This is a genomic window from Sphingomonas sp. PWP1-2, assembly GCF_049898305.1.
Lineage (GTDB): Bacteria > Pseudomonadota > Alphaproteobacteria > Sphingomonadales > Sphingomonadaceae > Sphingomonas > Sphingomonas glacialis.
On the sequence record NZ_JAFCXM010000001.1, the window covers coordinates 466,043 to 489,229 of the forward strand.

Here is a 23,187-nt window from a genome sequence, read left to right on the forward strand (position 1 = left end):
GAGACCCCGACAGTCATGTCGTTAGGACAGCAGCTTGCCCCCCATCTTCCGTTCCTGCGTCGCTATGGTCGTGCGCTGACCGGGAGCCAGACGCACGGCGACCGGTATGTGCGCGCTACGCTCGAAGCGATCGTTGCCGCTCCCGACGAGTTCCCACGCGAAGTCGATCCGCGCCTCGGCCTGTATCGTATGTTCCAGGCGATTTGGACCTCGACGAATTACGACGAGACTCCGGAGAACATGAGCGCGGGCGATCTCGACGGTCAGGAATCGATCGCGCGGGCGCGGCTCGCGCGGATGACCCCGTTGTCGCGTCAGGCCTTGCTGCTGACCGCGATGGAAGGCTTCACGCCCGAGGACGCGGCCTATCTGATCGATGTCGATACGAGCGAAGTCGAATTGCTCGTCACCGAAGCCCTTGCCGAAATCGAGAAGCAGACGCGCGCGCGCGTGCTGATTATCGAGGACGAGCCGATCATCGCGATGGATATCGAGACGATCGTGCGCGATCTTGGCCATGACGTGACAGGCGTTGCGGTTACGCGCGACGAAGCCGTCGCGCTGGCGATGGAAGATCGTCCTGGCCTGGTGCTCGCCGATATACAGTTGGCCGATGACAGTTCGGGCATCGACGCGGTCAAGGACATCCTCGCCGAGTTCGAAGTTCCCGTGATCTTCATCACCGCGTTCCCCGAGCGTTTGCTGACCGGCGAACGGCCCGAGCCGACCTTCCTCATCACCAAGCCGTTCCAGCGTTCGACGGTCAAGGCGGCAATCGCCCAAGCGCTGTTCTTCGACCAGGCAACCGTTCCCGTCATCTGAGGGAACCCATTCGCGCCCCGGTGTGTTGGGTTCCATACGATACGGAACCACAACGACAGGGGGCGCGCATGGACCATGACGATCCGATCGAACTGAGCAAGCAAGATGCCCGCGCCGGTTCGACGCCCCATGTCACGCGGTACGTGCTGGGCATTTCGCTGACCCTGATCATTGTGATCTTCGCGGTCCTGCTGTTTTTCTCCCAACGATAAAGTCGCTTAGCCGGTCGTATTGGACATTGATGTCCGATGCCCCCATTTGAGCTCTGCAAAGCCGAGACTGGATTACATGACCGACGCGATCGACCATGACGAAGATGATGCGCCCGAACCCGTGGTGGAGCATGTTTCGCTCTCTGACCCGGAATTCAAGGCGCAGCTGGCACAGGTCATTCCGCACCTGCGCGCCTTTGGTCGGTCGCTTTCAGGCAATCGCGATCTCGCAGACGATCTCGTCCAGGAAACGCTGATGAAGGCATGGGCGGCGCGGCTGCGCTTCCAGGCTGGTACGAACATGCGCGCCTGGACCTTCATCATCCTTCGCAACCTGTATCTGAGCCAGATGCGCCGGTCGCGCTTCAAGGGTGAATGGGACGATCTGGTCGCCGATCGGATTCTCGCGGCGCCGGCGAGCCAGGACAAGCATGTCGAGCTCGGGGACATGCAGCGCGCCTTGCTGCATCTTCCCCAGCCCCAGCGCGAGGCCCTGATCCTCGTCGGCGCGGGCGGTTTTGCCTATGAAGAGGCGGCGGAGATCTGCGGCGTCGCGGTCGGCACGATCAAGAGCCGGGTCGCGCGTGGTCGCGTCGCGCTGGAAGCCGTGATGAACGACAATTCGCTCGCATCGCGGCGTACCCACAGCAACGAGCCCGGTATGTCCGCGCTCGACACGATCATGGGCGAAGTCGATGAATTGAGCCGCGAGCGACGCTAGCCGTCGTGTCGCGCGCTCAGCGCCGCACTTTTTGCAGGTCGATCGTGTCGAGGACCGCAAGGATGTCGCTGAACGGGTCGGTCGCTGCGTGCGCTTGCGGATACGCACTGCGGAGCGCCGACGAGATGATGTCCGAGCGAGCTGGCGCCGCCACGAGATACGCCGTGGTGGGCAGGTTTTGTCCAGTCGAGGCATAGGACTTTGACATATGTCAACAACGGCCGACCACACCGTTAGTTGCGTGCTATTTGGCCTGTCCTGGCTCAAGGCATGATCTCGACCATGAAAAACGCTGTCTCCGATCAAGATGTTGTTGCAGCCGTCGATCGCGCCAGGCGCTGGTCGCCGTTCCTCGCTGTCTTGCTCGAACGCGAGCCTGAACTGGCGCAGAGCCTTGCGGGCGGCGTCCTACCCGCGCTGCGCACGATCGAGATCGCAGACCTGACGATGCCGCCGGCACGCCGGCTGCGGCTGGAGCGCCGGCGGCTGGCACTGCGAGTCGCGATCGGCGACCTGTCGGGGCGCGAGGATTTGTCGGCGGTCACGCGCGCTTTGTCGGACTTTGCCGATCGCGCGCTGCATACCGCGATCCTGACCGCGATCGAGGAACGCACGCCTGGCGCCGCCCCGATCGGCTTTACCGGAATCGCGCTCGGCAAGCAGGGCAGCCACGAGCTCAATTATTCCTCCGACATCGATCCGATCCTGTTGTTCGATCCCGCGACGCTGCCGCATCGCGCGCGCGAGGCGCCCGAGGAAGCCGCGGTCCGCATCGCCAAGCGCGTCGTCGAGATCCTGCAGGCGCGGGATGGCGACGGCTATGTCCTGCGCGTCGACTTGCGGCTGCGCCCGTCGCCCGAGATCACGCCGATCGCCTTGTCGGTCGATGCAGCGATTTCCTATTACGAATCGCTGGCGCTGCCATGGGAGCGCGCCGCCTTCATCCGTGCGCGTGCGGCAGCGGGGGACATTGCGCTGGGCGAGCGCTTCCTGACCGCGGTGCAGCCGTTTGTGTGGCGCCGCGCGCTCGATTTCGGCGCCATCGGCGAGATTCGTTGTATCTCGCGGCGGATCCGCGATCATTACGCGCAGGGGCAGGCGTTCGGCCCGGGCTACGATCTCAAGCGCGGGCGCGGTGGCATCCGCGAGGTCGAATTTTTCGCGCAGATCCACCAGCTGATCCACGGCGGCCGCGATCCCGCGCTGCGCGTCGCCGATACGCGCGGTGCGTTGGCGGTGCTTGCTGCGGCGGGCTGGGTCGATCCGGACGAGGCGGTGGCGCTGAGCGACTCGTATACGTTGCTTCGCACGATCGAACACCGCGTCCAAATGATCGAGGACCGCCAGACGCATCAACTCCCGACCGGAGAGGCGCTCGATGGCGTCGCGAAGCTGCACGGTGTTGCCGATGCCGGCGCGTTGCTCGATCTGCTTCGCCCGGCGGTGACCGCGACGGCGCGCAGCTATGACGCGCTCGACCCCGAAGAGGGCGATGCGCTGTCGTTCGAGGGGGATCGGCTCGATACGCAATTGGCCGAAGCGGGCTTTGTCGAGACCAAGCTTGCGGCGCAGCGAATCGAGCAATGGCGTGGCGGCGGCTACCCCGCGCTGCGCAGCCCGGCGGCGCGCGCGGCGCTCGAGGCGGTGTTGCCCGGTCTGATTGCGGCGCTCGGTGGCGCGCCCGATCCGCAAGGCGCGATCGTGCGGCTCGACCGGATGCTCGCGCGACTGTCGAGCGCGGTCAATTTCTTCCGGTTGCTCGAGGCACGGCCAGCGCTCGCGCGGCTGCTCGGTCTGATCCTCAGCCATGCCGAGACGCTTGCCGAGGATCTCGCGCGGCGGCCCGAGCTGATCGACGGGCTGATCGACGCGACTGCGCTCGATCCGGTCGAGGATGTCGCGATGCTCGCGGGCGAGATGCGCGGCGGTGCGGATTACCAGGTGCAGCTCGACCATGTCCGGCGCATCGTCGGCGAAAAGCGCTTTGCGCTCGGTACCCAGATCATCGCGGGCGTGTCGGATCCGCTGATCGTCTCGGCCGGCTATGCGCGCGTCGCCGAGGCCGCGATCCGCGTGCTCGCCACCGCCACGATTGCCGAGTTCGCACTCGCGCATGGCCATGTGCCGGGCAGCGAGCTGGTCATTCTCGCGCTCGGCCGGATGGGCGGCGGGGCGCTGACGCACGCGTCGGACCTCGACTTGATCTATCTCTTCACCGGAGATTATCTCGCCGAATCCGACGGCGCCAAGCCACTCGGCGCAGTGCTGTATTACAATCGGCTGGCGCAACGGATCAGCGCCGCACTGTCGGTGCCGACCGCATCGGGGCCGCTCTACGAGGTCGATACGCGGTTGCGCCCGTCGGGGACGCAAGGGCCGCTCAGCGTCTCGCTCGACGGGTTCGCACGCTACCAGCGCGAAAGCGCTTGGACGTGGGAGCATATGGCGCTCGCGCGCGCGCGGTGCGTGTTCGGAAGTGCGCACGCCGAGGCGGCGGTTTCGGCGATCGTTGGCGCGGTGCTGCGCGGTGATCGACCACGGCGCGACGTCGTCGCCGAGGGGACGAAGATGCGCGCCGATATGGCCGCGCACAAGCCGCCGCTCGGGCCGCTCGATGCCAAACTGCTCCCCGGCGGGCTCGTCGATCTCGAATTCGCGGTGCACATGGTGCAGCTGCAAAGTGGGCAGGGGCTCGATCCCAATTTGCGCCGCGCGATCGCTGCGCTGGACGCGGCGGGTCTGGCGCCCGCGGCGATGCTCCCGGCGCACGATCTGCTGACGCGGCTGCTCGTCACGCTGCGGCTGGTCGCGCCCGATGCGCGTGCGCCGGGGCCCGCGACGCAAGCGCTCGTCGCGCAGGCGCTCGGCATGACGGATTGGCCCGCGGTGGTTGCCTCGCTCGAGACGACGCGGCAGGAGGTGTCCGCCTGGCTCAAGCATGTTGAGGAACCAACACCATGACGAACACCCAGACGACCGTCGATTTGGGCGATTCGCTGCCGGATCTCGAACTCGTCCTGCCCGACGGCGCGCGCACCGCCTTGCGCGACCGGGGCGGCCGGATCTTCGTGCTCTATTTCTACCCCAAGGACGATACGAGCGGGTGTACCCGCGAAGCGCAGGATTTCAGCGCGCATCAGGCGGATTTCGATGCGCTCGGCGCAGACGTGCTCGGGGTATCGCGGGACACGCCCGCGAAGCACCAGAAGTTCATCGCCAAATACGATCTCGCGGTACCGCTGGCGAGCGACGAGGACGCGGTCGTGCTCGAGGCGTTTGGCGTCTGGGTCGAGAAGCAGATGTACGGCAAGACCTATATGGGGATCGAGCGCGCGACGTTCCTGTTCGATGCGAAGGGCGTGCTCGTGCGCGCCTGGCGCAAGGTGCGCGTGCCCGGCCATGTCGCCGAAGTGCTCGAGGCGGTTCGCGCAATCGCGTGACGGTTCCCCGCATCTGTCGATTCCATCAGTATTTTTACGATGCGCTAAACGACTCGCCGTGGCGATCAGCCGCTTGGCCGCGCCGGACCTATCCAGCCCTTGCGTGACACGCGCGCTATCGGTCACACACTGCGTGTCCGGGTGCAGGGGGTTGTAGCCGGATCGAAAGTGGGGCGGGCGCTGGCATTATCCGGCAAACGCAATTTGATCGCCGGGGTCCAATGAACCGAATTTCGATCGAGTCTGGTGTGCGACTTGCGTCGCGTCTGAAGGCATATTTCAAGACCCGCGATTTCATCTTCCATGACGGACGTGATCTCAAGCGCTTCAGCCTGGGCGGTCGTGCGCAGGCGATGATGGCGGGTGTCGCTGGCGTGACGCTGTGCTTCTCGGCTTACGGCGTGGCGCAGGCCGCGGTCGGCGCCGCAGCGATGAGCGGTATCGTCGATGCGCCGCTCTCGCCCGAAGCCAAGGTCGCGCAGCTGCGCGTTCGCGTCAGCAAGATGCAGGCCGACGTCGCGACGATCAAAGCCGCGGCACAGGCGCACGCCGCGCGGATCGACCAGCGCCAGGCGCTGCTTGTCGCGGTCGTGTCGGGCAAGGGCGATGTCGCTGCACTGACCAAGCCGACCCCTAGCGTTGATCCCAAGGCCGATGCGCTCGCCGCCGATGTCGTCGCGCCGCTCAAGAAGATCGAACAGCAGCAAGTCGCGGTCGCGGTGCAGGCGCGCCGTGTCGTCGACCAGCGCTTTGCAAAGGCTGTCGCGCATGTCCGCAGCCTCGGCCTCAACCCGGCGCGGATCGTCGCCAAGCAGCCCGCAATGGGTGGCCCGTACGAAGCCGCCGACAGCGCCGCGACCGAAGCCGACCTACGCGCCGACACGCAGTTCCGCTCGCTGTTCATGACGTGGAAGAAGCTCGATACGCTCCAGCAGGGCGTCATCGCGATCCCCTCGGCGCAGCCCGTCGCGCATCTCAATTACACCAGCAATTACGGGATCCGCTCGGATCCCTTCCGCGGCACCGCCGCGATGCATGCCGGCGTCGATATCCCTGGCCCGGTCGGCACGCCGATCTACGCCACCGCCGACGGCATGGTCGATCGCGCCGAGCGTGCCGGTGGCTATGGCAACATGGTCGAGCTCGATCATGGCAAGGGGATCCAGACGCGCTACGGCCATCTCTCGAAGATCCTGGTCGAGCCGGGCACGCGCGTGCATCGCGGTCAGCTGATCGCGCTGATGGGATCGACCGGGCGTTCGACCGGGCCGCACCTCCATTATGAAGTACGGATCGACGGTCGTGCGGTGAACCCCGTGCCGTTCCTGCAGACCGCCGACTATCTCGTCGCGGCGCAGGACAAGTCGATCTCGACGATCCCGGTCTCGGTCGGCGGGCCTGCCGCGGCGGACTGATCTGCGCGCTGGTTGCCGTTGGCGCTGCAAAGGCTTATCTTGGCGGCATGGCCACACTCGCTCCCGAAATCGCGCTCACGCCCTCTGCCGCCGCTCGCGTCGCGATGATCGCGGGCAAGCAAGGCAAGCCGCCGATCCTCCGGCTGTCGGTCGATGGCGGGGGATGCTCGGGTTTCCAGTATAAATTCGGCTTTGCCGATTCGGTCGATGCCGATGATGCCGTCGCGGAGCAGGACGGCGTGCGTCTTGTGGTCGATTCGATCAGCCTCGATCTCGTCCGCGGCGCGGCCGTCGATTATGTCGAGGAACTCGGCGGCGCCGCGTTCAAGGTGACCAACCCGCAGGCGGCGTCGGGTTGCGGTTGCGGTTCCAGCTTCTCGGTGTAACGTCCGGCCCCAACCAAGGGGCAGCGCCACGTGAAGATCGTTACATTCAACATCAACGGCATCAAGGCGCGCCTGCCGCGCCTGCTGGAATATCTCGCCGAGCAGCAGCCCGACGTCGTGTGCCTGCAGGAACTCAAGACCAGCGACGAGACCTTCCCCGAGGCCGACATCCGCGCGGCGGGCTACGGCGTGCTGTGGCACGGCCAGAAGAGCTGGAACGGCGTCGCGATCCTAGCGAAAGGGCAGGATCCGGTCGAGCGCCAGCGCGGCCTCGGGGGTGAGCCCGAGGACGAGCACAGCCGCTATCTCGAGGCCGAGATCGACGGGCTGGTGGTCGCCTCGATCTACCTCCCCAACGGCAACCCGCAGCCGGGGCCCAAATTCGACTACAAGCTGCGCTGGATCGATCGCCTCGCCGCGCGGGCGCGCGTTTTGCTCGCCGAGGAACTGCCCGTCGTGCTCGCGGGCGATTACAACGTCATTCCCAATGACGACGACACCTATTCGGTCCGCGCGATGCAGGACGATGCGCTGATGCAGCCAGAGAGCCGCGCCGGCTTCCGCACGCTCGTCGCGCAAGGCTGGACCGATGCGCTGCGCACACGCCACCCGGGTGGCGGGGTGTGGACCTTCTGGGACTATCAGGCAGGCGCATGGCAACGTGATGCCGGCTTCCGTATCGATCACCTGCTGCTCAGCCCGATGGCAGCCGATCGGCTGCTCGATGCCGGCGTCGACAAGGCGTATCGCGCGCGCGAGAAGGCAAGCGACCATGCGCCGACTTGGGTGACGCTGCGCTGAGGTTTGCCACCGACAGTCGGTATTATCCGCCGGAGGTTGGTATGAGAGGCCATTCATCTGAATGAAAGAATCGAAAAATATCTAGGTAAATCAGAGTATTAAGTGTTTGGCATGACTAATGCACTGCTTGAGTCGCGAGCCGTTCAGCGGAACTCGCGAACTTTGCGGAGGACAGACCATGACCATCTTTTTGCTTCTCGCCACCAGCGCCCTGAGCATCGCAACCGCCCCCTTCGCCGGCGAGGCCCGCCCGGCGGCGACGCCATCCTCGCAGTCGATCGAGGCTGGCACGCGCGCACCGACGGCGCAACGCGTGACGCGCTATTGCGTCGTCAACCAGGTCACCGGTTCGCGAATTCCACGCCGGACCTGCAAGACGCGCGCCGACTGGCTTGCCGACGAAGGTGTCGATCCGCTCGCCAAGGCTGACTGACCGATCGGATGGTGCCGCGACCCGCGCGGCACCATCGACCGCCTGCGCTACAGCGTCTTTTCGAAGATCCAGTAGCGCTTGTTGATCGTGCACTGGATCGCATCGGCGATCGAGCGCATCCCCTGATTGTCCTCGAGGATCCAGCCGATTTCACCGCGCGTCGCGCCGTAATGCTCGACCGAGGCATCCTTGATGTACTGGATCAGCATGAAGGCGAGCTGGCTGGCGAGCCGCGAGGATTGGAGCTCCTTGAGCACCCCCATCAACGGCACGCGGACCGTGCGCACCTTCGGCTTGCGCAGCCACAGCAGGATCTTGCCCCAGCCGAAGGGGAGCAGGTTGCCCTGGAGCGGCTTGATCACTTCGTTGAGATCGGGAAGGTCGATCATGAACGCGACCGGGCGTCCGTCGAGTTCGGCGATGCGGATGAGATCGTTGAACACGATCGGCTTCAGCTTGACGCCGACATCCTTGATCTCGGGCGGGGTGAGGGGCACGAACCCCCAATTGTCGGCCCATGCATCGTTGAGGATCGCGAGGATGATCGCGGCTTCTTCCTCGAATTTGGTCTTGTCGACGTTGCGGATGCGGATTCGCGGGTTCTTTTCGCCCGACGCGATGATCCGCTGGAGCAGCGGCGGGAAGTCCTTGGTGATGTCGAGGTCGTAGGTCAGCAGCTCCTTGACCTTGTGATACCCCGCCGCCTCGATCCAGCCGCGATATTCGGGCTTGGCATGGCCCATCATGATCGTCGGGGGATGATCGAAGCCCTCGACCAGCAGTCCCGGTTCTTCCCAGATCGACATGCTGATCGGCCCGAGCGCGCGCGTCATGCCCTGGTCGCGCAGCCAGCCCTCGGCCGCCGCGATCAGCGCCGCCGCGATCGTCGCGTCCTCGGCATCGAACAGGCCCCATTGTCCGCAGCCGGGGCCGAAGCCCTTGGACGGATCCATCGTCAGCGCGAGCGTATCGATATGCGCCGAAATCCGTCCGACGACCTTGCCGCCGCGCTCGGCGAGGAAGAGCTGCGCGATCGCATGGCTGAACCAGCCGTTCTTTTCGGGCGTGATCAGCCCGAGCGCTTCGCCTTTCAGCGGTGGAACCCAATTGGGGTCGTTCGCGTAGAGCCGAAACGGCAGGTCGACGAAGCGCTTGCGATCGGCCTTGCTGTCGATCGGCCGGATGGTTAGCGGGGCAGGGGCCATGAGCGGTTCACCTCGAGAAGATCGGTCAACGCCCTTCCGGGTCTGCCCGCTCACTGTCAAGCAATCGCGCAGCTCCCCCCTGTTTTGCCACCGTCTAGCCACTATCTTCTTGCAATGGCACACTCCATGAACGCTTCGATTTCCCTGGATCAGCGCGCGGCCGCGCCAACGATTGCTCCGCGCGTCGCGCTGTCGAGCATTGCCGACGATCGTGCGATGTTGCGCACGGTCGCGGAATTGACGCGCGATCTCAACGCGCCACGCCCGCTGATCTATTGGACCGACTTCCTGCTTTCGGCGGGAGTCGGTTACGCTGGCTTGGCGATCGCGATGACGACTCCGTCGCTTGGCCTCGGTCTCGTTGCGGCATTGGTCGCGATCCTCGGCCTGTATCGTGCGGGCAGCTTCATCCACGAAATCACGCATATGCGGCACGCATCGGTGCCCGGCTTCCGGCTGGGCTGGAACCTGATCGCCGGCGTGCCGCTGTTGGTGCCGAGCTTCATGTATGAGGGCGTCCACAACCTTCACCACGCGCGCACGCGCTACGGCACGGTCGAGGATCCCGAATATCTGCCGCTCGCTTTGATGAAGCCGTGGACGTTGCCGGTGTTCATCCTGACCGCGCTGCTCGCGCCGATCGCGTTGCTGGTCCGCTTCGGCGTGCTGAGCCCATTGTCGCTCGTCGTGCCGGGTCTGCGCCGCACGCTGATCGAGCGCTATTCGTCGCTGTCGATCAACCCGTCGTTCCGCCGCCGCATGCCCGAGGGCGAGGTCGCGCGGCAGATGCTGCTGCTCGAGATTGCGTGCAGCGTTTGGGCGATCGTGCTGATCGGCGTGATCGCGACGGGCGTGCTGCCGCTTCATCAGGCGCTGATCTTCGGCGGTATCCTGTCGGTCACCTATGTCCTCAACCAGGTCCGCACGCTCGTCGCGCATCTGTGGGAGAATGAGGGGGAGACGATGACCGTCACGGCGCAATATCTCGACACGGTCAATGTGCCGCCGCCGGCTTTGCTGCCCGTGCTGTGGGCGCCGGTCGGTCTGCGCTATCACGCGCTGCATCATCTCATCCCGGGCGTGCCGTATCACGGCCTGGCCGAGGCGCACCGGCGCTTGTCGGCTGCGCTCGCACCCGAATCGCCGTATCACAAGGCGAGCTATAAGGGGCTGCCGGGGCTGGTCTCACGGCTGATGCGCAGCACGATGGGACGCCGCGGCTAGGTTCGCCCCTCCGGCTCGCGCGTTCCCCGGCGAGGGCTGGGGCCCAGTAGCATGCCGGTCCACTGCTCACGAGCGAGCCCACCACGCCTGGACCCGGACCTTTGCCGGGGACCCACTATTCCCTACGATGCAATGGCGTCGCGCGCCTGTCCCGATGGCGGCAGGCGCTTATTCCTCGGTTCGGATCAGGACCGCTTCGCCGATCATCAGAAACAGCAGGAACGGCGCCCACGCGGCCAGGAACGGCGGGTACGCGCCGAGATTGCCCATCGCCAGCGCGAAATTATCGGCGACGAAGTAGAAGAAGCCGAGCATCATTCCGATCACCGCGCGGACGAACAGCTTGCCCGAGCGCGCCAGCCCGAACGCCGCGACTGCTCCCAGAAGCGGCATCAGCATCGACGACAGCGGCCCCGACAGTTTGTGCCACATCGCACCCTCGAGCGCCTTGGTCGGGCGTCCGCCGGCCTTCAGATCGGCGATCGCTGCGTGGAGCCCGCCGAACGACAGCCCGTTGGCGTCGATCGTCGCAAGCGTGAACTGATCGGGCCGTACGTCGCGGCCGATCACGACCGAGGCGAGCCGGGTCAGCTTGCCGCTCGCCACGTCGAAGCGCGTCGCAGGACCGACCTTCCAGCCACCCGACACGCGCACGCCGGTCTTCGCCGAGACGACCGCGACGAGGCTGCCGCCCTCGCGGTCGAACAGCGTGATCCCGCCGAGCTTGGCGGCATCGCCATGCCCGCGGACCTGTTCGACCTGGATCAGATCGTCGCCGTCGCGCACCCAGACATTGGCGCGGTCACCGCGGTCGATCGGCATCGGGCCGTAATCGACCTTCTGCCACTGGTTGAGCGTCGCGGTCGCGCGGCTGACGATGCGGTCGTTGAAGCTGAACGAGATGATCGCGACGCCGAGGCTCGCGACGAGCAACGGCGCGAGGATCTGGTGCGCCGACAGTCCCGATGCTTTCAGCGCGATGACTTCGCTGTTCTGGTTGAGCGTCGAAAGCGTGATGATCGTGCCGAGCAGCACCGAGAAGGGCAGGAAGGTAGCGATGATCTCGGGGATGCGCAGCGTGAGATAGCGCGTGATCTCGGCCTGGCCATTGCCGGCATAGGCCAGGATGTGGCCGCTCTCGCTCAGCAGGTCGAGCGCCTGGAGCACGAGCACGAACATCGCCAGTACCGCGAAGGTGCGGATCAGGAACATCTTGCCCATGTAGAGCGAGACGGTGCGCGACGGGAACAGTTCGAGCGAGATCATGCCTTGGCGCCCTTATCGCGACGACCGGGGAGCAGCTTGCGGACAGATTTCGCGAGCTTCGAGAAGACGCGTTCGAGCGCACCGATCGGTTGCCCGCCGGGGACATAGGCGATCGTGTAGAACATCCACAGCGTCAGCCCGGCAAACACCGTGAACGGGATCCAGATCGCCAGTACCGGATCGATCTTGCCGAGCCCGCCGACTGCCTGCGCATATTCGTTCACCTTGTGATAGGCGACGATCATGATGATCGCGAGGAACACGCCGAGCGCCGAGGTCGAGCGCTTGGGCGGGATGCCGAGCGCGAGTGCGAGCAGCGGGAGGAGCAGGATCGACAGCACTTCGGCGGTGCGGAAGTGGAAGGCGGCGCGGCTGGTGTCGCGCAGTTCCTTGTCGGCCTTGCGGTCGCTGCCGATGCGCGCGAGCTCGGGCAGCGTGCGCTCGAGATTCTCGCCGCCGCGGACACGGAAATTCTCGGTCTTGGGCAGCGGGATCGGCAAATCGTTGCTGCTGAAGCGCAGCACGCGCGGCGTCGCGACCTTGGCTTCGGTGCGTACCAGCGTGCCGTTGGTCAGCCGGAAGATGATCTCGTCGGGATTGTCGGTCGCGAAGAACTGGCCGGTCTCGGCGGTCACCGCGATCGAGCCGCCCTTATTGTCGTCTTTGCGCAGGAAGATGCCCGACAGGCGGCGGCCATTGTCGTGGCTTTCTTCGATCCTGAGCGTCATGTCGTTGCCGAAATGCGTGAACTCGCCGACCTTGATCGACGCGCCGAGCGCGCCGGTGCGCAGCTCGAAGCGCAGCTTCTCATAATTGTAACGCGCGTCGGGCTGAACGAAGCCGACGATCGCGAAATTGAGGGCGCAGAGCGCGATCGCGTACATATAGGGCACGCGCAGCATCCGCGGGTAGCTCATGCCGACCGCGCGCATCACGTCGAGCTCGGACGAGGTGGCGAGCTTGCGGAAGGCGAGCAGCGTGCCGAGCAGCAGCCCGACCGGGATGCCGAGCCCGAAATATTCGGGAAGCAGGTTGGCGAGCATCCGCCACACCACGCTGACCGGGCCACCCTCGGTCGCGACGAAATCGAACAGCCGCAACATGCGGTCGAGCACGAGCAGCATCGCGAAAATGACGAGCGTCGCAAAGAGCGGCACCGCGATCAATCGCACCAGATAGCGGTCGATGGACTTCATGAGCTGGGGCGAAGGGCTTCTGGACGGAGGGAGGGGAACACCCGCATCGCGCGGCTATATCGAGCCGCAGACGCCGCGTCAGCTACCAAATCACGCGGCGGCAAGGCGGTCTAGAATCGTTGCAGCACGCGCGGCGATCGCGGCGGCGACCGCGCGTTCGAGCGCGACCAGCGTGAAAGGCTTGCGCAGCACGTGATGCCCGCCGAATTCGGCCTCGCCGCCCGCCTCGCCGGCATAGCCCGTGACGAACAGCACCGCGAGCTCGGGGTTTGCCGGCAGCAACGCCGCCACCATTTCGGGGCCGGTCTGCCCCGGCATCAAGACATCGGACACGAGCAAGTCGACATGCGCGGCCTGTGCCAGCATCCCCGGCGCGGCGAGCGGATCGTCGCACGCGATCGGGCGATGGCCAAGTTCCTCGAGCGCGCCCATCGTCGCGGCGAGCACGCGCGGATCGTCCTCGACCACCAGAATGTCGAGGGCTAGATGCTCGATCATTGTATCGGGCGCGGTCTCGACCCGCGGCGCGACCGCCGATCCTTCGCGGTAGCGCGGCAGGTACATCGTCACGATGCTCCCCTGGTCGACGACCGATTCGATCCCGACCTGGCCGTCAGCCTGGCGGACGAAGGCGAACACCTGGCTGAGGCCGAGCCCCGTGCCTTTGCCCGCCGGCTTGGTGGTGAAGAACGGCTCGAACACGCGCTCGAGCAGATCGGCGCTCATGCCGCAGCCGCTGTCGGCGACGCTCAGCGCGACATAGTCGCCGGCATGGCACGTCCCGACCGCACCTTCAGCAAGCGTGACCCCGGCCGCGGTGATCGTCAGCTTGCCGCGCCCGTTCATCGCATCGCGCGCGTTGACCGCGAGGTTGAGCACGGCGTTTTCGAGCTGATGGCGATCCGAGCGCACCAGCCAGGCGGCGTCCTGCGCGGCATCGACCGCGACCGATACGCCGTCACCGAGTGTGCGATCGAGCAAGTCCGACATGCCGAGCACAAGCGCGACGGGCTCGATCGGTTCGGTGCGCAGCGCCTCTTCGCGCGAGAAAGCGAGCAATTGGCGCGTGAGCGCGGCGGCGCGATTGGCCCCTTCGGTGGCGTTGTCGATATGCCGGTGCGCGGCGCTCGATTCGGCCCCGAGCTGGCGCTTGGCGAGCTCCAGCCCCCCCAGCACGACCGCCAGCATATTGTTGAAATCATGCGCTATGCCGCCGGTAAGCTGGCCGACGGCTTCCATCTTCTGGACTTGGCGCAGCTTGCTTTCCTGCGCGAGCAATACCGCCGAGGCGCGCTCGACCGCGGCCTCGAGCTCGATCGCGCGGTCGCGTTCGGCATCGGCCTCGGCGCGTGCGACCGCGCTTTGGCCGAGCGCGGTGACGGTCAGCCAGCCGAGCGCGACCGCGCCGACGAGCAGCAGGATGCCGAGCACCGACAGCGTGCTGGCAAGGCCGCTCGAGCGGGCGACCGAGCGCATCGCATCCCCTGTGCGGTCGGCGAGCAGCGCGCGCTCCTGCGCGCCGATCTTGTCGAGCAGGTCGTCGATCTGGCTCAGCGAGGCCGATTGGCGGGCCTTGTAATAAAGCGGGATCGCCTGGCCGTTGCGCTTGTAGAAAGTATTGAGCGCGATCGTCGACAGCTCGGCGCCGCGCGCGTCGAAAGCGCGACGCAACGGGAGGATCAGCGCTTGCTGCTCGGCATTGTCGCGCGTGATCCGGTCGAGCCGCGCGAGTTGCTGGCCCGCCAATTGCCAGTCGGCCGAATAGGTCTGGCCGAGATTGGTATCGGCGCTGATGACATAACGCCCGAGCGACGCCTCGGCGCGCGCGATCGTTCCCGACAGGTTCGCCGAAAGGATCATCACCTCGTAGCTGTGCGTCTGCAGCTTCAGCGCACGGTCGCGCTGGCGATTGGCGTCGCCGAGCGTCAGGATCAGCGCGACGAGCACGAACACGCCCAGCGCGGCCACCACGACCAGCGTGATGGTGCGCCAGATCGACCGCGACGTATCCTCGTCGCTCGCTTCGCCCACTGTCCCGCTCATCGGATCAGTCTAACCTATGGCAAAACTGGTGAATAGGCCCGAGCGGCGGTCTGGTCGAGGGTTCAGCCGATCACGCCCAGGCTTCGGCCCGCGGTTTCGAACATCTTGAGCACGGTCGCGATCTGCGCGGGCGTATGCTCGGCGCAGAGCGAGCAGCGCAGCAGGAAGGTGCCTGCCGGAGTCGCGGGCGGGCGCGCCATGTTGACGTAGAGCCCGCCGTCGAGCAGCGCCTGCCACATCGCGACGGCGCGTTCCTGGTCATCGAGGATGATCGCAATGATCGCACTGTCGGAGGTTTCGGTGCCGAGCTTGAAGCCGAGCGCTTTCAGCCCGGCATGCAGCGAGCGGGCATTCTCCCACAGCTGCGCGCGCTTCTTGTGCGCATGCTTCAATTTGCGGATCGAGGTGGCCGCGGTCGCGACGACCGAAGGGGGGAGCGACGCCGTGAAGATATAGGGGCGGCACGCGAGGCGGATCGCCTCGAACTTGGGGTGGTTCGACACGCAGAAGCCGCCGACCGTACCGACCGATTTGGAGAAGGTACCGATGATGAAATCGACATCGCCCTCGCAGCCGAGCTCTTCGTATACGCCGCGCCCGTTGGGGCCGTAAAAGCCCATCGAATGCGCTTCGTCGCTCAGCACCATCGCATTGTGCTTCTTGGCGACCGCGACCATTTCCTTGAGCGGCGCGATGTCGCCGAGCATCGAATAGACGCCCTCGAGGATGACGAGCTTGCCGGCGTCCTTGGGCAAGCGCCCGAGGCGCTTGTCGAGATCGTTGACGTCGTTGTGGCGGAAGCGGACGATCTCGGCATTGCCCTGCTTGCAGCCGTCATAGATCGAGGCGTGGCTATCGGCGTCGAGGATGACGTATTCGCCCTTGCCGACGAGCGTCGAGATCATCCCGAGATTGGCCATATAGCCCGTCGAGAAGACGATCGCGCCCGACACGTCGTAGAAATCGCGCAGCGCGTCCTCGACTTCGATATGGTCGCGGAAGGTGCCGTTGAGCATCCGGCTGCCGTTGGTGCCCGATCCGTACTGGTCGAGCGCGTCCTTGCCTGCCTGGATCACGTCGGCGTCGAAGGTCATGCCCATGTAATTGTAGGTGCCGAGCAGGATCGTGTCGCGCCCGGCGATCACCGCCTCGGTCGGCGACTTGACCTGCTCCATCACGATCGCGAACGGATCGGTGACGCCAGTGTCGATCAGCGCCTGGCGTTCGGCGATCAGCGCGTCGAATTTCGACATCAGGTCGCGTTCCGGCGCGACCTCGACGGGATCGACGGGCAGCTTCTCTGCGACAAGGCCGGCATCGGTCATCGAATCACCCCTTCAACTTGGCAACGGCGTCGACCAGCTGGCCGACGGTCTCGATCTCGGCCTGCATGTTCATCGTGATGATGATGTCGAATTCGTCCTCGATCGCGGCGACGAAATCCATCACGGTCAGGCTGTCCCATTCGAGATCGCCCTGGAAGGTCGTCGCATCGCTCAGCGTGACGCCCTTCTTGTTGAAGGGTTCGATCTGTGCGGTGACGGTATCGTAAATGGCCTGGCGGTCGCTCATGGTCGGTCCTTGATAACTCTCATCGTCGTTGCCGCACAAATGCGGCAGTTTTGCAGCAAGCCTATAGCAAGCCGTTGGCGCGATACCACGCCACCGTCTCGGCAAACCCCGCAGCCGTAGCCACCTTGGGATGCCATAGGGCGGGGTCGGGGCGTTTGGCGGGGTCGGCGACCCAGTCGGGATGCGAAAGATAGCCGACGCGGTCGGCGGTGAGCTTGGCACCCGTGCCGCGAAACGCTCCATCGAGTTTCGCGCCGAGCGTCAGGATCGCCTTGGGGAGCGCGATCGGCAGCACGCGGTGTTGTCCGGCCGCGACCCCCATCGCGCGGACCATCTCGGCATGGCTCCACCCATTGGGGCGGCCGTCGTCGGGTTCGAGGATCAGCCGCGGCGTTGCGTTCGTGGCGAGGACGATCAGCAGATCGGCGATGTCATCGGCGGCGATGATCGACGCACGCCCGCCTGGCGGGAGCAAGGCGACGCCGCGTGATGCCATGCGGAACAGGTCGCGCATCTCCATGTCGCCGGGCCCATAGATCGCGGGGGGACGCACCACGACCCAGTCGAGCCCCGACGCGGCGAGGACGCGTTCGGATTCGGCTTTCGACCAGCCGTAATTCGACAGCGACGGCTCGCGTCCGGCGATCGAGGAGACGTGGACGAAGCGCTGCACGCCAGCGCGAGTCGCGGCATCGATCATCGCTTGCGTGCCGGCGATATTGCCCGCGGCAAAGCCGGCGCGGTCGGGTGCGTTGACCACGCCCGCGATGTGGACGACCGCGTCCGCGCCCATCACGAGGCGATCGAGCGCATCCTGCGTGTCGAGCGCGCCTTCGATCCAGGTGACGCCTGCGCGCGGCGGCTGCGGGCGGCGGGTGAGGGCGCGGACGTCGTGTCCCGCGGCGAGCGCCAGCGTGATCGCATGCGATCCGACGAAGCCGGTGCCGCCGGTTAGGGCGAGGACGCTCATGAATTGAATTCCTTCAGCAGGACGGAGCGCGTCACAGCAACGCCATGTGGTTGCGATGGATCAACGCGGCGCGCGGCGCGTAGCCGAGGATCGCGGCATGATCGGTGCTGCGCTTGCCGGTGATCGCGATTGCGTCGGCCATGTCATACTCGCTCAACCCCCGCGCGAGCGTGCGCCCGTCGGGACCGACCACCGCGACCAGATCGCCGCGTGCGAAGCCGCCCGAAACCGATGTCGCGCCTGCCGCGAGCAAACTCTTGCCGCCGAGCAGCGCGGCCGCGGCGCCGGCATCGATCGTGATGTCGCCCTTGGCGGTCAGCCCGCCCGCGAGCCAGGCTTTCCGCGCCGGCGCGGTTTTCTCGGCGACGAACACCGTTCCGCGCCCGCTCGTGTCGTATGCGGCGAGCGGATGGTCGACATGCCCTGACACGATCGCGAGATGCGCTCCCGCTGCGGTCGCGATTCGCGCCGCTGCGATCTTCGAGACCATCCCGCCAGAGCCCATGCCCGAGCCCGACCCGCCATCGGCCATCGCCTCGATTCGTGCGTCGATTCGCTCGACGCGCGGGATCAGCGTGGCATTCGGGTTGGTGTTGGGGTTGGCATCGTACAGCCCGTCAATGTCCGACAGCAGGATCACGCCGTGTGCGCCCGCGGCTTGTGCGACGCGTGCGGCGAGACGGTCGTTGTCGCCGAAGCGAATCTCGGCGGTGGCGACGCTGTCATTCTCGTTGATCACCGGCACGACTCCGAGCGACAGCAATCGCCCGAGCGTCGCCGAGGCATTGAGATAGCGCCGTCGGTCCTCGAGATCGTCGAGCGTCACGAGCATCTGCGCTGCGGTCAGCCCCTCGGCGCCGAGCAGTTCCGCCCACACCTGCGACAGCGCGATCTGCCCGGTCGCGGCGGCGGCCTGCGCATCTTCGAGGCTCGCGCGCCCGCCCTTGGGGAGCTTCAGGCGCCGCGCACCAAGCGCAATCGCGCCCGAGGAGACCACTGCGATCTCCTGACCAGCGCGCGCGCGCGCGGCGATATCGGCGACGAGACTCGCCAGCCAGCCGCGCCGCACCGTGCCATCGGGCGCGACGAGCAGCGACGAACCGACCTTGACGATCAGGCGCGGGCAAGCGGCGGGGGCGAAGACGGACATTGCGACGAGCGTTAGCGCGCAGCGCGGCGTGCGCCAACCGCGTTCAGTCGCGCGCGAAGATCTCGTCGTGCGCGATCGTGAGACTGAGTGCGGGGAGGGGGAGATCGAGCGGAAGGCTATGCGTGGTGTCGTTCCACCCGTTGGGACCGGTACGTTGGATCACGCGCAAGCGCTCGATCGCGATGTCGACAAAGACAATCGTATCAACACTCGGCAGCGCCCGATATTCGGCGAGCTTGATCCCCAGGTCCGTTCGGGCCGTGCCGTCAGATAGAATTTCAAAGAGGATTCGTGGGTCGGGCGCGGACGTGTCGGCGTCATGCTCAGCGCTTTCGCGCCCGCAAAACACACTGACATCGGGATAGCGGATCGACATATCGCGCGTTCTGGTCGCCATGTCGGGTCCATAGGCGGCGCAGCCCGTCCCGCGAAGACGTGGGGCGAGCGCTACGATGAGATTGCTCTGCACACGAGCGTGGCGTTGGGTCCCGCCCGCCATCATCCGAATCACGCCATTGTCGAGTTCCGCCTTGAGATCGCCGAAGTCGATTTCAAGGAATTGCTCGGCGGTCAGCAGCGGATAGACAGGACGCGTAGCCATGCCCTGCTCATATCATACCCGCTACCGGTCTCAAACCGGCGACCATTCCCCCGGCGAATCATCATCGCGCGCCGGTGCGCCCTCGGGCGGACCGATTTCCTCGATCAGCCGCTCGACCACCGCTTCGATCCCCGTGCCGCCTGCGCCCGACATCGGCAAGACATCGGCCTTGCTCGCGCGCTTCAACTTGGTGACGAGCTTCTTGACCTCGGCGGGATCCAAGGCGTCGATCTTGTTGAGCCCGATGACTTGCGGCTTATCCACAAGCCCCGCGCCGTAAGCGTCGAGTTCTCCACGGACGATCCGGTAGTTACCCACAGGATCGTCCTCGGTCGCATCGACCAGATGCAGCAGCACCTTGCAGCGCTCGATATGCCCGAGGAAGCGATCGCCGATCCCCGCGCCATCGGCCGCGCCTTCGATCAGGCCGGGAATGTCGGCGATCACGAATTCGCGATTGTGGCGGCTCACGACGCCCAATTGCGGGCGCACGGTGGTGAAGGGATAGGCACCGACCTTGGCCTGCGCATTGGTCACCGCATTGATGAAGGTCGATTTGCCGGCATTGGGCAGCCCGACGAGACCCGCATCGGCAAGCAGCTTCAGCCGCAGCCAGATCCACATCTCTTCATACGGCCAGCCGGTGCCGTGCTGGCGCGGCGCGCGGTTGGTCGAGGTCTTGTAGGTCGCGTTGCCGCGACCGCCGTCACCGCCACGCAGGAAGACGACGCGCTCGCCGGGCACGGTGAAATCGGCGAGGACTTCCTCCTTGTCCTCGGACAGCACCTGGGTGCCGACCGGAACGCGGATGAGCAGATCATCGCCGCCAGCGCCGGTGCGGTTCGAGCCCGAACCGCCATGCCCGCGCGGTGCGCGGAAATGCTGGGTGTAGCGGAAGTCGATCAGCGTGTTGAGACCGGGGACGGCCTCGAAAATGATGTCGCCGCCCTTGCCGCCATTGCCGCCGTCGGGGCCGCCATATTCCATGAACTTTTCGCGGCGGAAGCTGACGGCGCCCTGGCCACCCGCGCCCGACCGGACGAAGATCTTTGCTTGGTCTAGAAAATGCATCGGCGGCCCTTAGCCGAAGATACGATTTTTAGCCAGTCGCTGCGGGAAGCGCCACGCGCGCCGATATCAGCTGTTCGAGCGCGAGCTCGCGCGCTTTGCCGAGCGGCAAGCCGAGCGCCTTCGCCATCGGCCCGCCGAGCAGCGAATCACCCAGCGCCATCAGCACGAGTTGCAGCGTTTCCTCGTGGATCGGCTTGCCGCCGACCATGTCGGGATCGGCGGCGAGATCGTCGACCAGCCGGTGAATCGCCTCGAGGATCGGGTCGAGCGCATCCTCGTTGCCGGTCAGGATCATCCAGCTCGCCATCGCCCCCGCACCTTGCGCAAAAGCGTCGAAGGTCATGTCGACGACGACGCGCGGATCCTGCTCGCCCGCGCGCGCGCGCTTGGCGGCGGCGCCGATCTGCGCGGTGATCGTATCGGCGAGATGCGTGATCAGCGCCTTCTGCAGATCCGCCGCCGAACCGAAATGATGGAGCAAATTGGCATGCGTCCGCCCGATTCGCGCAGCGACGGCCTTTAGCGTGACGGCCTGCGGACCTTGTTCGACGAGCAGGGCGCGGGCGGCCTCGATCGCGGCCTCGCGCGATTCTTCGGGGCTGAGACGTTTGCGGACTATTGACACTGTTGTAAGTAACGCTTAATTCGAGGCCTGTTGTCTTGCTGTTTGGAGGTTTTCGTGGCGAAAGCAACCAGTCCCGCCGATCTCACCATCACCCCGCGCGACCTGCGCTTCGGCCGCGGCGTCCAGATGCGGCGCTGGTGGCTCAACAACGATCCGTTCGCGACCGCGTTCTACAACGCGCTGTCGGTGACGTTTCCGAAGGGCGAGGGGTTCTTCGTCGACAGCGTCCGCAATTTCCGCGAGGGCACGCCGCCGCGGCTGCACGCCGAAATCCAGGCCTTCATCAAGCAGGAAGTGATCCACACGCGCGAGCATGTCGCGTTCAATCGCCATGTCACCGACCAGGGATATGACACCAAGCTGCTCGAACAGCATATCGACCAGGCGCTCGCGCTGACCAAGGGCCGTCCGCCGATCGCGAGCCTCGCCGCGACGATGGCGCTCGAACATTTTACCGCGATGCTGGCGCACGAACTGATTGCCGATCCGTGCCACCTGGCAGGCGGTGATGAGCAGGCGGCGGCGCTGTGGCGCTGGCACGCAGCCGAGGAAATCGAGCATAAGGGTGTCGCCTACGACACCTGGCTCCATGCGACGCGCGACTGGAGTCGCTGGATGCGCTGGAAGATCAAGGCGCTGGTGATGATCGGCACGACGCAGAAGTTCTTCTCTGGACGCTATAAGGGGATGCTCGAGCTGCTGCGGCAAGACGGGATCACGGGTGTACGCGCGCATTGCGGCATCGTGTGGTACGCGCTCGGCAAGCCGGGGATGGCGCGAAAGATCCTCGGCGCGTGGGTCGCCTTTTTCCTGCCGGGCTTCCACCCATGGAACCACGATGACCGCAAGCTGATCGCACTCGCAGAGAGCGATTATGCCGATGCGGTTCTGCCGCGCGTGGCGGTCGCGGCCTGACCGCACGCCCCGTCGTGTCGGGATCGATCCGGCGTCATGCGAGGCTGCGGTGTCGCGCTCACCGCTAACACCGCGTACCTCGCATGAACGCCGGCACGAGGCCGGGGTGACGCAGCCTCAAGCCGCCAGGCTGAAGACTGCGCCGTGCGTCTCTTCGGCCAGATCGAGCTCGAGCGTCGCGCATGGTGCCTCGGCGCCGCGCGCGATGCTGTGCAGCATCGCCTCTCCAGTCGGGCGGAAGCCGAGCTTGGCCAGCACTTTGCCCGATGCGGGATTGTCGATGAAGTGGTTGGCGCGCAGCCGGTCGAGACCCATCGCATACCGGGCGATCCCGAGCATCGCCTTGCCCGCCTCGGTCGCATAGCCACGCCCGCGCGCGCTCGGCGTCAGCCAATAGCCGAGCTCGTGCGCGCCGCCGGGGTCGCGCTGGAGGATCGAGATCGCACCGACCAGTTCGGGATACGCGTGCTCATGGCTGAAGATCAGGCAATTGACCTCGTCCGCACCCGGCGCGCGCGTGAGCCACGCCTCGGCATCGGCCTTGGTGTAGGGCCAGGGCAGTCGCGACAGCATGCAGGCCACGTCGTAATGCGCGATCGCCTGCGTCAGCGCAGCCGCGTCCTCCGGCCAGCCGGGCCGCAGCGTCAGTCTCGGGGTCCGAGCAAACATCGATACTCTCCTCGTCGCCGCCCTTTGCCCGTCTTGCATGACGAACGAAGGACAATGGGTGGGGAGGGAGCATGAAAAAAGGGAGCCGGGGCGACCCGTCTCCCTTGTTCGGTCCGCTTGCGCGGTCCCGGGTCGCCCTGGTGGGCAACCCGTCCGGTTACCCGATGTTATTCAGCGGCAATCGCTGCCGGCATCTCTACCGAGCAGAATGTGCGACCGAGCTTGCCCTGGTGGAAAGTCACGCGACCTTCGGTCAGCGCGAACAGGGTGTGATCCTTGCCGATGCCGACATTGACGCCCGGGTAGAATTTGGTGCCGCGCTGACGCACGAGAATGTTGCCCGGAATGACGGCTTCGCCACCGAACTTCTTGACGCCAAGGCGACGGCCTGCCGAATCGCGACCGTTGCGCGAAGAGCCGCCTGCTTTCTTATGTGCCATCTGGGATTAC

The 23,187-nt window shown here is 65.8% G+C and carries 25 protein-coding genes; 11 read left to right on the top strand and 14 right to left on the bottom strand.

All coding sequences use genetic code 11. The annotated features are described in order from the left end of the window. Nucleotides 1-15 precede the first annotated feature (15 nt). From ACP7C5_RS02255 to ACP7C5_RS02265, 3 genes are all read left to right on the top strand, one after another. A complete protein-coding gene (locus ACP7C5_RS02255; RefSeq protein ID WP_133189969.1) occupies nucleotides 16-822 on the top strand; it encodes a response regulator in 807 nt (268 codons plus the stop codon). A gap of 68 nt (nucleotides 823-890) precedes the next feature. Continuing rightward, nucleotides 891-1,034 carry a hypothetical protein gene (locus tag ACP7C5_RS02260; protein WP_165954505.1) on the top strand — a complete coding sequence of 48 codons (144 nt, stop codon included), beginning with the start codon at nucleotides 891-893 and terminating at the stop codon, nucleotides 1,032-1,034. 76 nt (nucleotides 1,035-1,110) lie between these two features. Beyond that, the gene (locus tag ACP7C5_RS02265) at nucleotides 1,111-1,755 is read left to right on the top strand and encodes a sigma-70 family RNA polymerase sigma factor (RefSeq protein WP_133189967.1); all 645 of its coding nucleotides are present in this window, start codon (nucleotides 1,111-1,113) and stop codon (nucleotides 1,753-1,755) included. 16 nt (nucleotides 1,756-1,771) lie between these two features. Here ACP7C5_RS02265 and ACP7C5_RS02270 read toward each other — a convergent pair whose 3' ends face one another. After that, on the bottom strand, nucleotides 1,772-1,909 hold the full coding sequence (locus ACP7C5_RS02270; RefSeq protein WP_165954504.1) for a hypothetical protein: 138 nt from the start codon (nucleotides 1,907-1,909) through the stop codon (nucleotides 1,772-1,774). A gap of 128 nt (nucleotides 1,910-2,037) precedes the next feature. Between ACP7C5_RS02270 and ACP7C5_RS02275 the strand changes: the two genes are divergently transcribed. The 6 genes from ACP7C5_RS02275 to ACP7C5_RS02300 all read left to right on the top strand — a co-directional run bounded on the left by ACP7C5_RS02275 (nucleotide 2,038) and on the right by ACP7C5_RS02300 (nucleotide 8,230). Further along, nucleotides 2,038-4,716 carry a glutamine-synthetase adenylyltransferase gene (locus ACP7C5_RS02275; protein ID WP_426263044.1) on the top strand — a complete coding sequence of 893 codons (2,679 nt, stop codon included), beginning with the start codon at nucleotides 2,038-2,040 and terminating at the stop codon, nucleotides 4,714-4,716. After that, nucleotides 4,713-5,195 carry a peroxiredoxin gene (locus ACP7C5_RS02280; protein WP_426263045.1) on the top strand — a complete coding sequence of 161 codons (483 nt, stop codon included), beginning with the start codon at nucleotides 4,713-4,715 and terminating at the stop codon, nucleotides 5,193-5,195. Before ACP7C5_RS02275 ends, ACP7C5_RS02280 begins: the two co-directional genes overlap by 4 nt. A gap of 221 nt (nucleotides 5,196-5,416) precedes the next feature. Continuing rightward, nucleotides 5,417-6,610 carry a M23 family metallopeptidase gene (locus ACP7C5_RS02285; protein WP_426263046.1) on the top strand — a complete coding sequence of 398 codons (1,194 nt, stop codon included), beginning with the start codon at nucleotides 5,417-5,419 and terminating at the stop codon, nucleotides 6,608-6,610. 47 nt (nucleotides 6,611-6,657) lie between these two features. Continuing rightward, the gene (gene erpA, locus ACP7C5_RS02290; protein WP_133189958.1) at nucleotides 6,658-6,996 is read left to right on the top strand and encodes an iron-sulfur cluster insertion protein ErpA; all 339 of its coding nucleotides are present in this window, start codon (nucleotides 6,658-6,660) and stop codon (nucleotides 6,994-6,996) included. A 30-nt stretch (nucleotides 6,997-7,026) separates the two neighbouring features. Continuing rightward, nucleotides 7,027-7,797, top strand: a complete 771-nt coding sequence (gene xth, locus ACP7C5_RS02295) for an exodeoxyribonuclease III (protein ID WP_189675460.1) — start codon at nucleotides 7,027-7,029, stop codon at nucleotides 7,795-7,797. Nucleotides 7,798-7,975: 178 nt separating this feature from the next. Further along, the gene (locus ACP7C5_RS02300; RefSeq protein WP_133189954.1) at nucleotides 7,976-8,230 is read left to right on the top strand and encodes a hypothetical protein; all 255 of its coding nucleotides are present in this window, start codon (nucleotides 7,976-7,978) and stop codon (nucleotides 8,228-8,230) included. A gap of 47 nt (nucleotides 8,231-8,277) precedes the next feature. On the opposite strand, the gene ACP7C5_RS02305 is transcribed toward ACP7C5_RS02300, so the two are convergent. Further along, a complete protein-coding gene (locus ACP7C5_RS02305) occupies nucleotides 8,278-9,435 on the bottom strand; it encodes an N-acetyltransferase (protein ID WP_426263047.1) in 1,158 nt (385 codons plus the stop codon). A 126-nt stretch (nucleotides 9,436-9,561) separates the two neighbouring features. On the opposite strand from ACP7C5_RS02305, the gene ACP7C5_RS02310 reads away from it, so the two are divergent. Then, the gene (locus ACP7C5_RS02310; protein ID WP_426263048.1) at nucleotides 9,562-10,659 is read left to right on the top strand and encodes a fatty acid desaturase family protein; all 1,098 of its coding nucleotides are present in this window, start codon (nucleotides 9,562-9,564) and stop codon (nucleotides 10,657-10,659) included. Nucleotides 10,660-10,827: 168 nt separating this feature from the next. Here ACP7C5_RS02310 and lptG read toward each other — a convergent pair whose 3' ends face one another. The 10 genes from lptG to ACP7C5_RS02360 all read right to left on the bottom strand — a co-directional run bounded on the left by lptG (nucleotide 10,828) and on the right by ACP7C5_RS02360 (nucleotide 21,153). Beyond that, nucleotides 10,828-11,925, bottom strand: coding sequence for an LPS export ABC transporter permease LptG (gene lptG / locus ACP7C5_RS02315; protein ID WP_189675457.1), 1,098 nt, complete (start codon nucleotides 11,923-11,925; stop codon nucleotides 10,828-10,830). After that, nucleotides 11,922-13,121 (bottom strand): LPS export ABC transporter permease LptF, encoded by a 1,200-nt coding sequence (lptF, locus tag ACP7C5_RS02320; RefSeq protein WP_189675456.1) that lies wholly within the window; start codon nucleotides 13,119-13,121, stop codon nucleotides 11,922-11,924. The genes lptG and lptF overlap by 4 nt, the downstream gene beginning before the upstream one ends. Nucleotides 13,122-13,211: 90 nt before the next feature. Beyond that, a complete protein-coding gene (locus tag ACP7C5_RS02325) occupies nucleotides 13,212-15,164 on the bottom strand; it encodes an ATP-binding protein (protein ID WP_426263049.1) in 1,953 nt (650 codons plus the stop codon). A 62-nt stretch (nucleotides 15,165-15,226) separates the two neighbouring features. Continuing rightward, nucleotides 15,227-16,489 carry a serine palmitoyltransferase gene (spt, locus tag ACP7C5_RS02330; RefSeq protein WP_426263050.1) on the bottom strand — a complete coding sequence of 421 codons (1,263 nt, stop codon included), beginning with the start codon at nucleotides 16,487-16,489 and terminating at the stop codon, nucleotides 15,227-15,229. Nucleotides 16,490-16,493: 4 nt separating this feature from the next. Further along, nucleotides 16,494-16,736, bottom strand: a complete 243-nt coding sequence (locus ACP7C5_RS02335; RefSeq protein ID WP_010185174.1) for an acyl carrier protein — start codon at nucleotides 16,734-16,736, stop codon at nucleotides 16,494-16,496. 61 nt (nucleotides 16,737-16,797) lie between these two features. Then, nucleotides 16,798-17,706 carry an NAD-dependent epimerase/dehydratase family protein gene (locus ACP7C5_RS02340; protein WP_426263051.1) on the bottom strand — a complete coding sequence of 303 codons (909 nt, stop codon included), beginning with the start codon at nucleotides 17,704-17,706 and terminating at the stop codon, nucleotides 16,798-16,800. A 31-nt stretch (nucleotides 17,707-17,737) separates the two neighbouring features. After that, entirely contained in the window at nucleotides 17,738-18,856 is a 1,119-nt protein-coding gene (gene proB / locus ACP7C5_RS02345) for a glutamate 5-kinase (RefSeq protein ID WP_426263052.1), read from the bottom strand. Between the two features lie 43 nt (nucleotides 18,857-18,899). After that, nucleotides 18,900-19,457 carry a Uma2 family endonuclease gene (locus ACP7C5_RS02350; protein ID WP_133189940.1) on the bottom strand — a complete coding sequence of 186 codons (558 nt, stop codon included), beginning with the start codon at nucleotides 19,455-19,457 and terminating at the stop codon, nucleotides 18,900-18,902. A 30-nt stretch (nucleotides 19,458-19,487) separates the two neighbouring features. Continuing rightward, nucleotides 19,488-20,528 carry a GTPase ObgE gene (gene obgE, locus ACP7C5_RS02355; RefSeq protein ID WP_133189938.1) on the bottom strand — a complete coding sequence of 347 codons (1,041 nt, stop codon included), beginning with the start codon at nucleotides 20,526-20,528 and terminating at the stop codon, nucleotides 19,488-19,490. Nucleotides 20,529-20,556: 28 nt separating this feature from the next. Then, nucleotides 20,557-21,153 carry a TetR/AcrR family transcriptional regulator gene (locus tag ACP7C5_RS02360; RefSeq protein ID WP_133189927.1) on the bottom strand — a complete coding sequence of 199 codons (597 nt, stop codon included), beginning with the start codon at nucleotides 21,151-21,153 and terminating at the stop codon, nucleotides 20,557-20,559. A gap of 54 nt (nucleotides 21,154-21,207) precedes the next feature. Between ACP7C5_RS02360 and ACP7C5_RS02365 the strand changes: the two genes are divergently transcribed. Further along, nucleotides 21,208-22,068: a metal-dependent hydrolase gene (locus tag ACP7C5_RS02365; RefSeq protein WP_426263053.1), complete on the top strand. Its 861-nt coding sequence runs from the start codon at nucleotides 21,208-21,210 to the stop codon at nucleotides 22,066-22,068. Nucleotides 22,069-22,185: 117 nt separating this feature from the next. On the opposite strand, the gene ACP7C5_RS02370 is transcribed toward ACP7C5_RS02365, so the two are convergent. Further along, nucleotides 22,186-22,737, bottom strand: coding sequence for a GNAT family N-acetyltransferase (locus ACP7C5_RS02370; protein ID WP_426263054.1), 552 nt, complete (start codon nucleotides 22,735-22,737; stop codon nucleotides 22,186-22,188). 167 nt (nucleotides 22,738-22,904) lie between these two features. Next, nucleotides 22,905-23,177, bottom strand: coding sequence for a 50S ribosomal protein L27 (rpmA, locus tag ACP7C5_RS02375; protein WP_426263055.1), 273 nt, complete (start codon nucleotides 23,175-23,177; stop codon nucleotides 22,905-22,907). Nucleotides 23,178-23,187 lie beyond the last annotated feature (10 nt).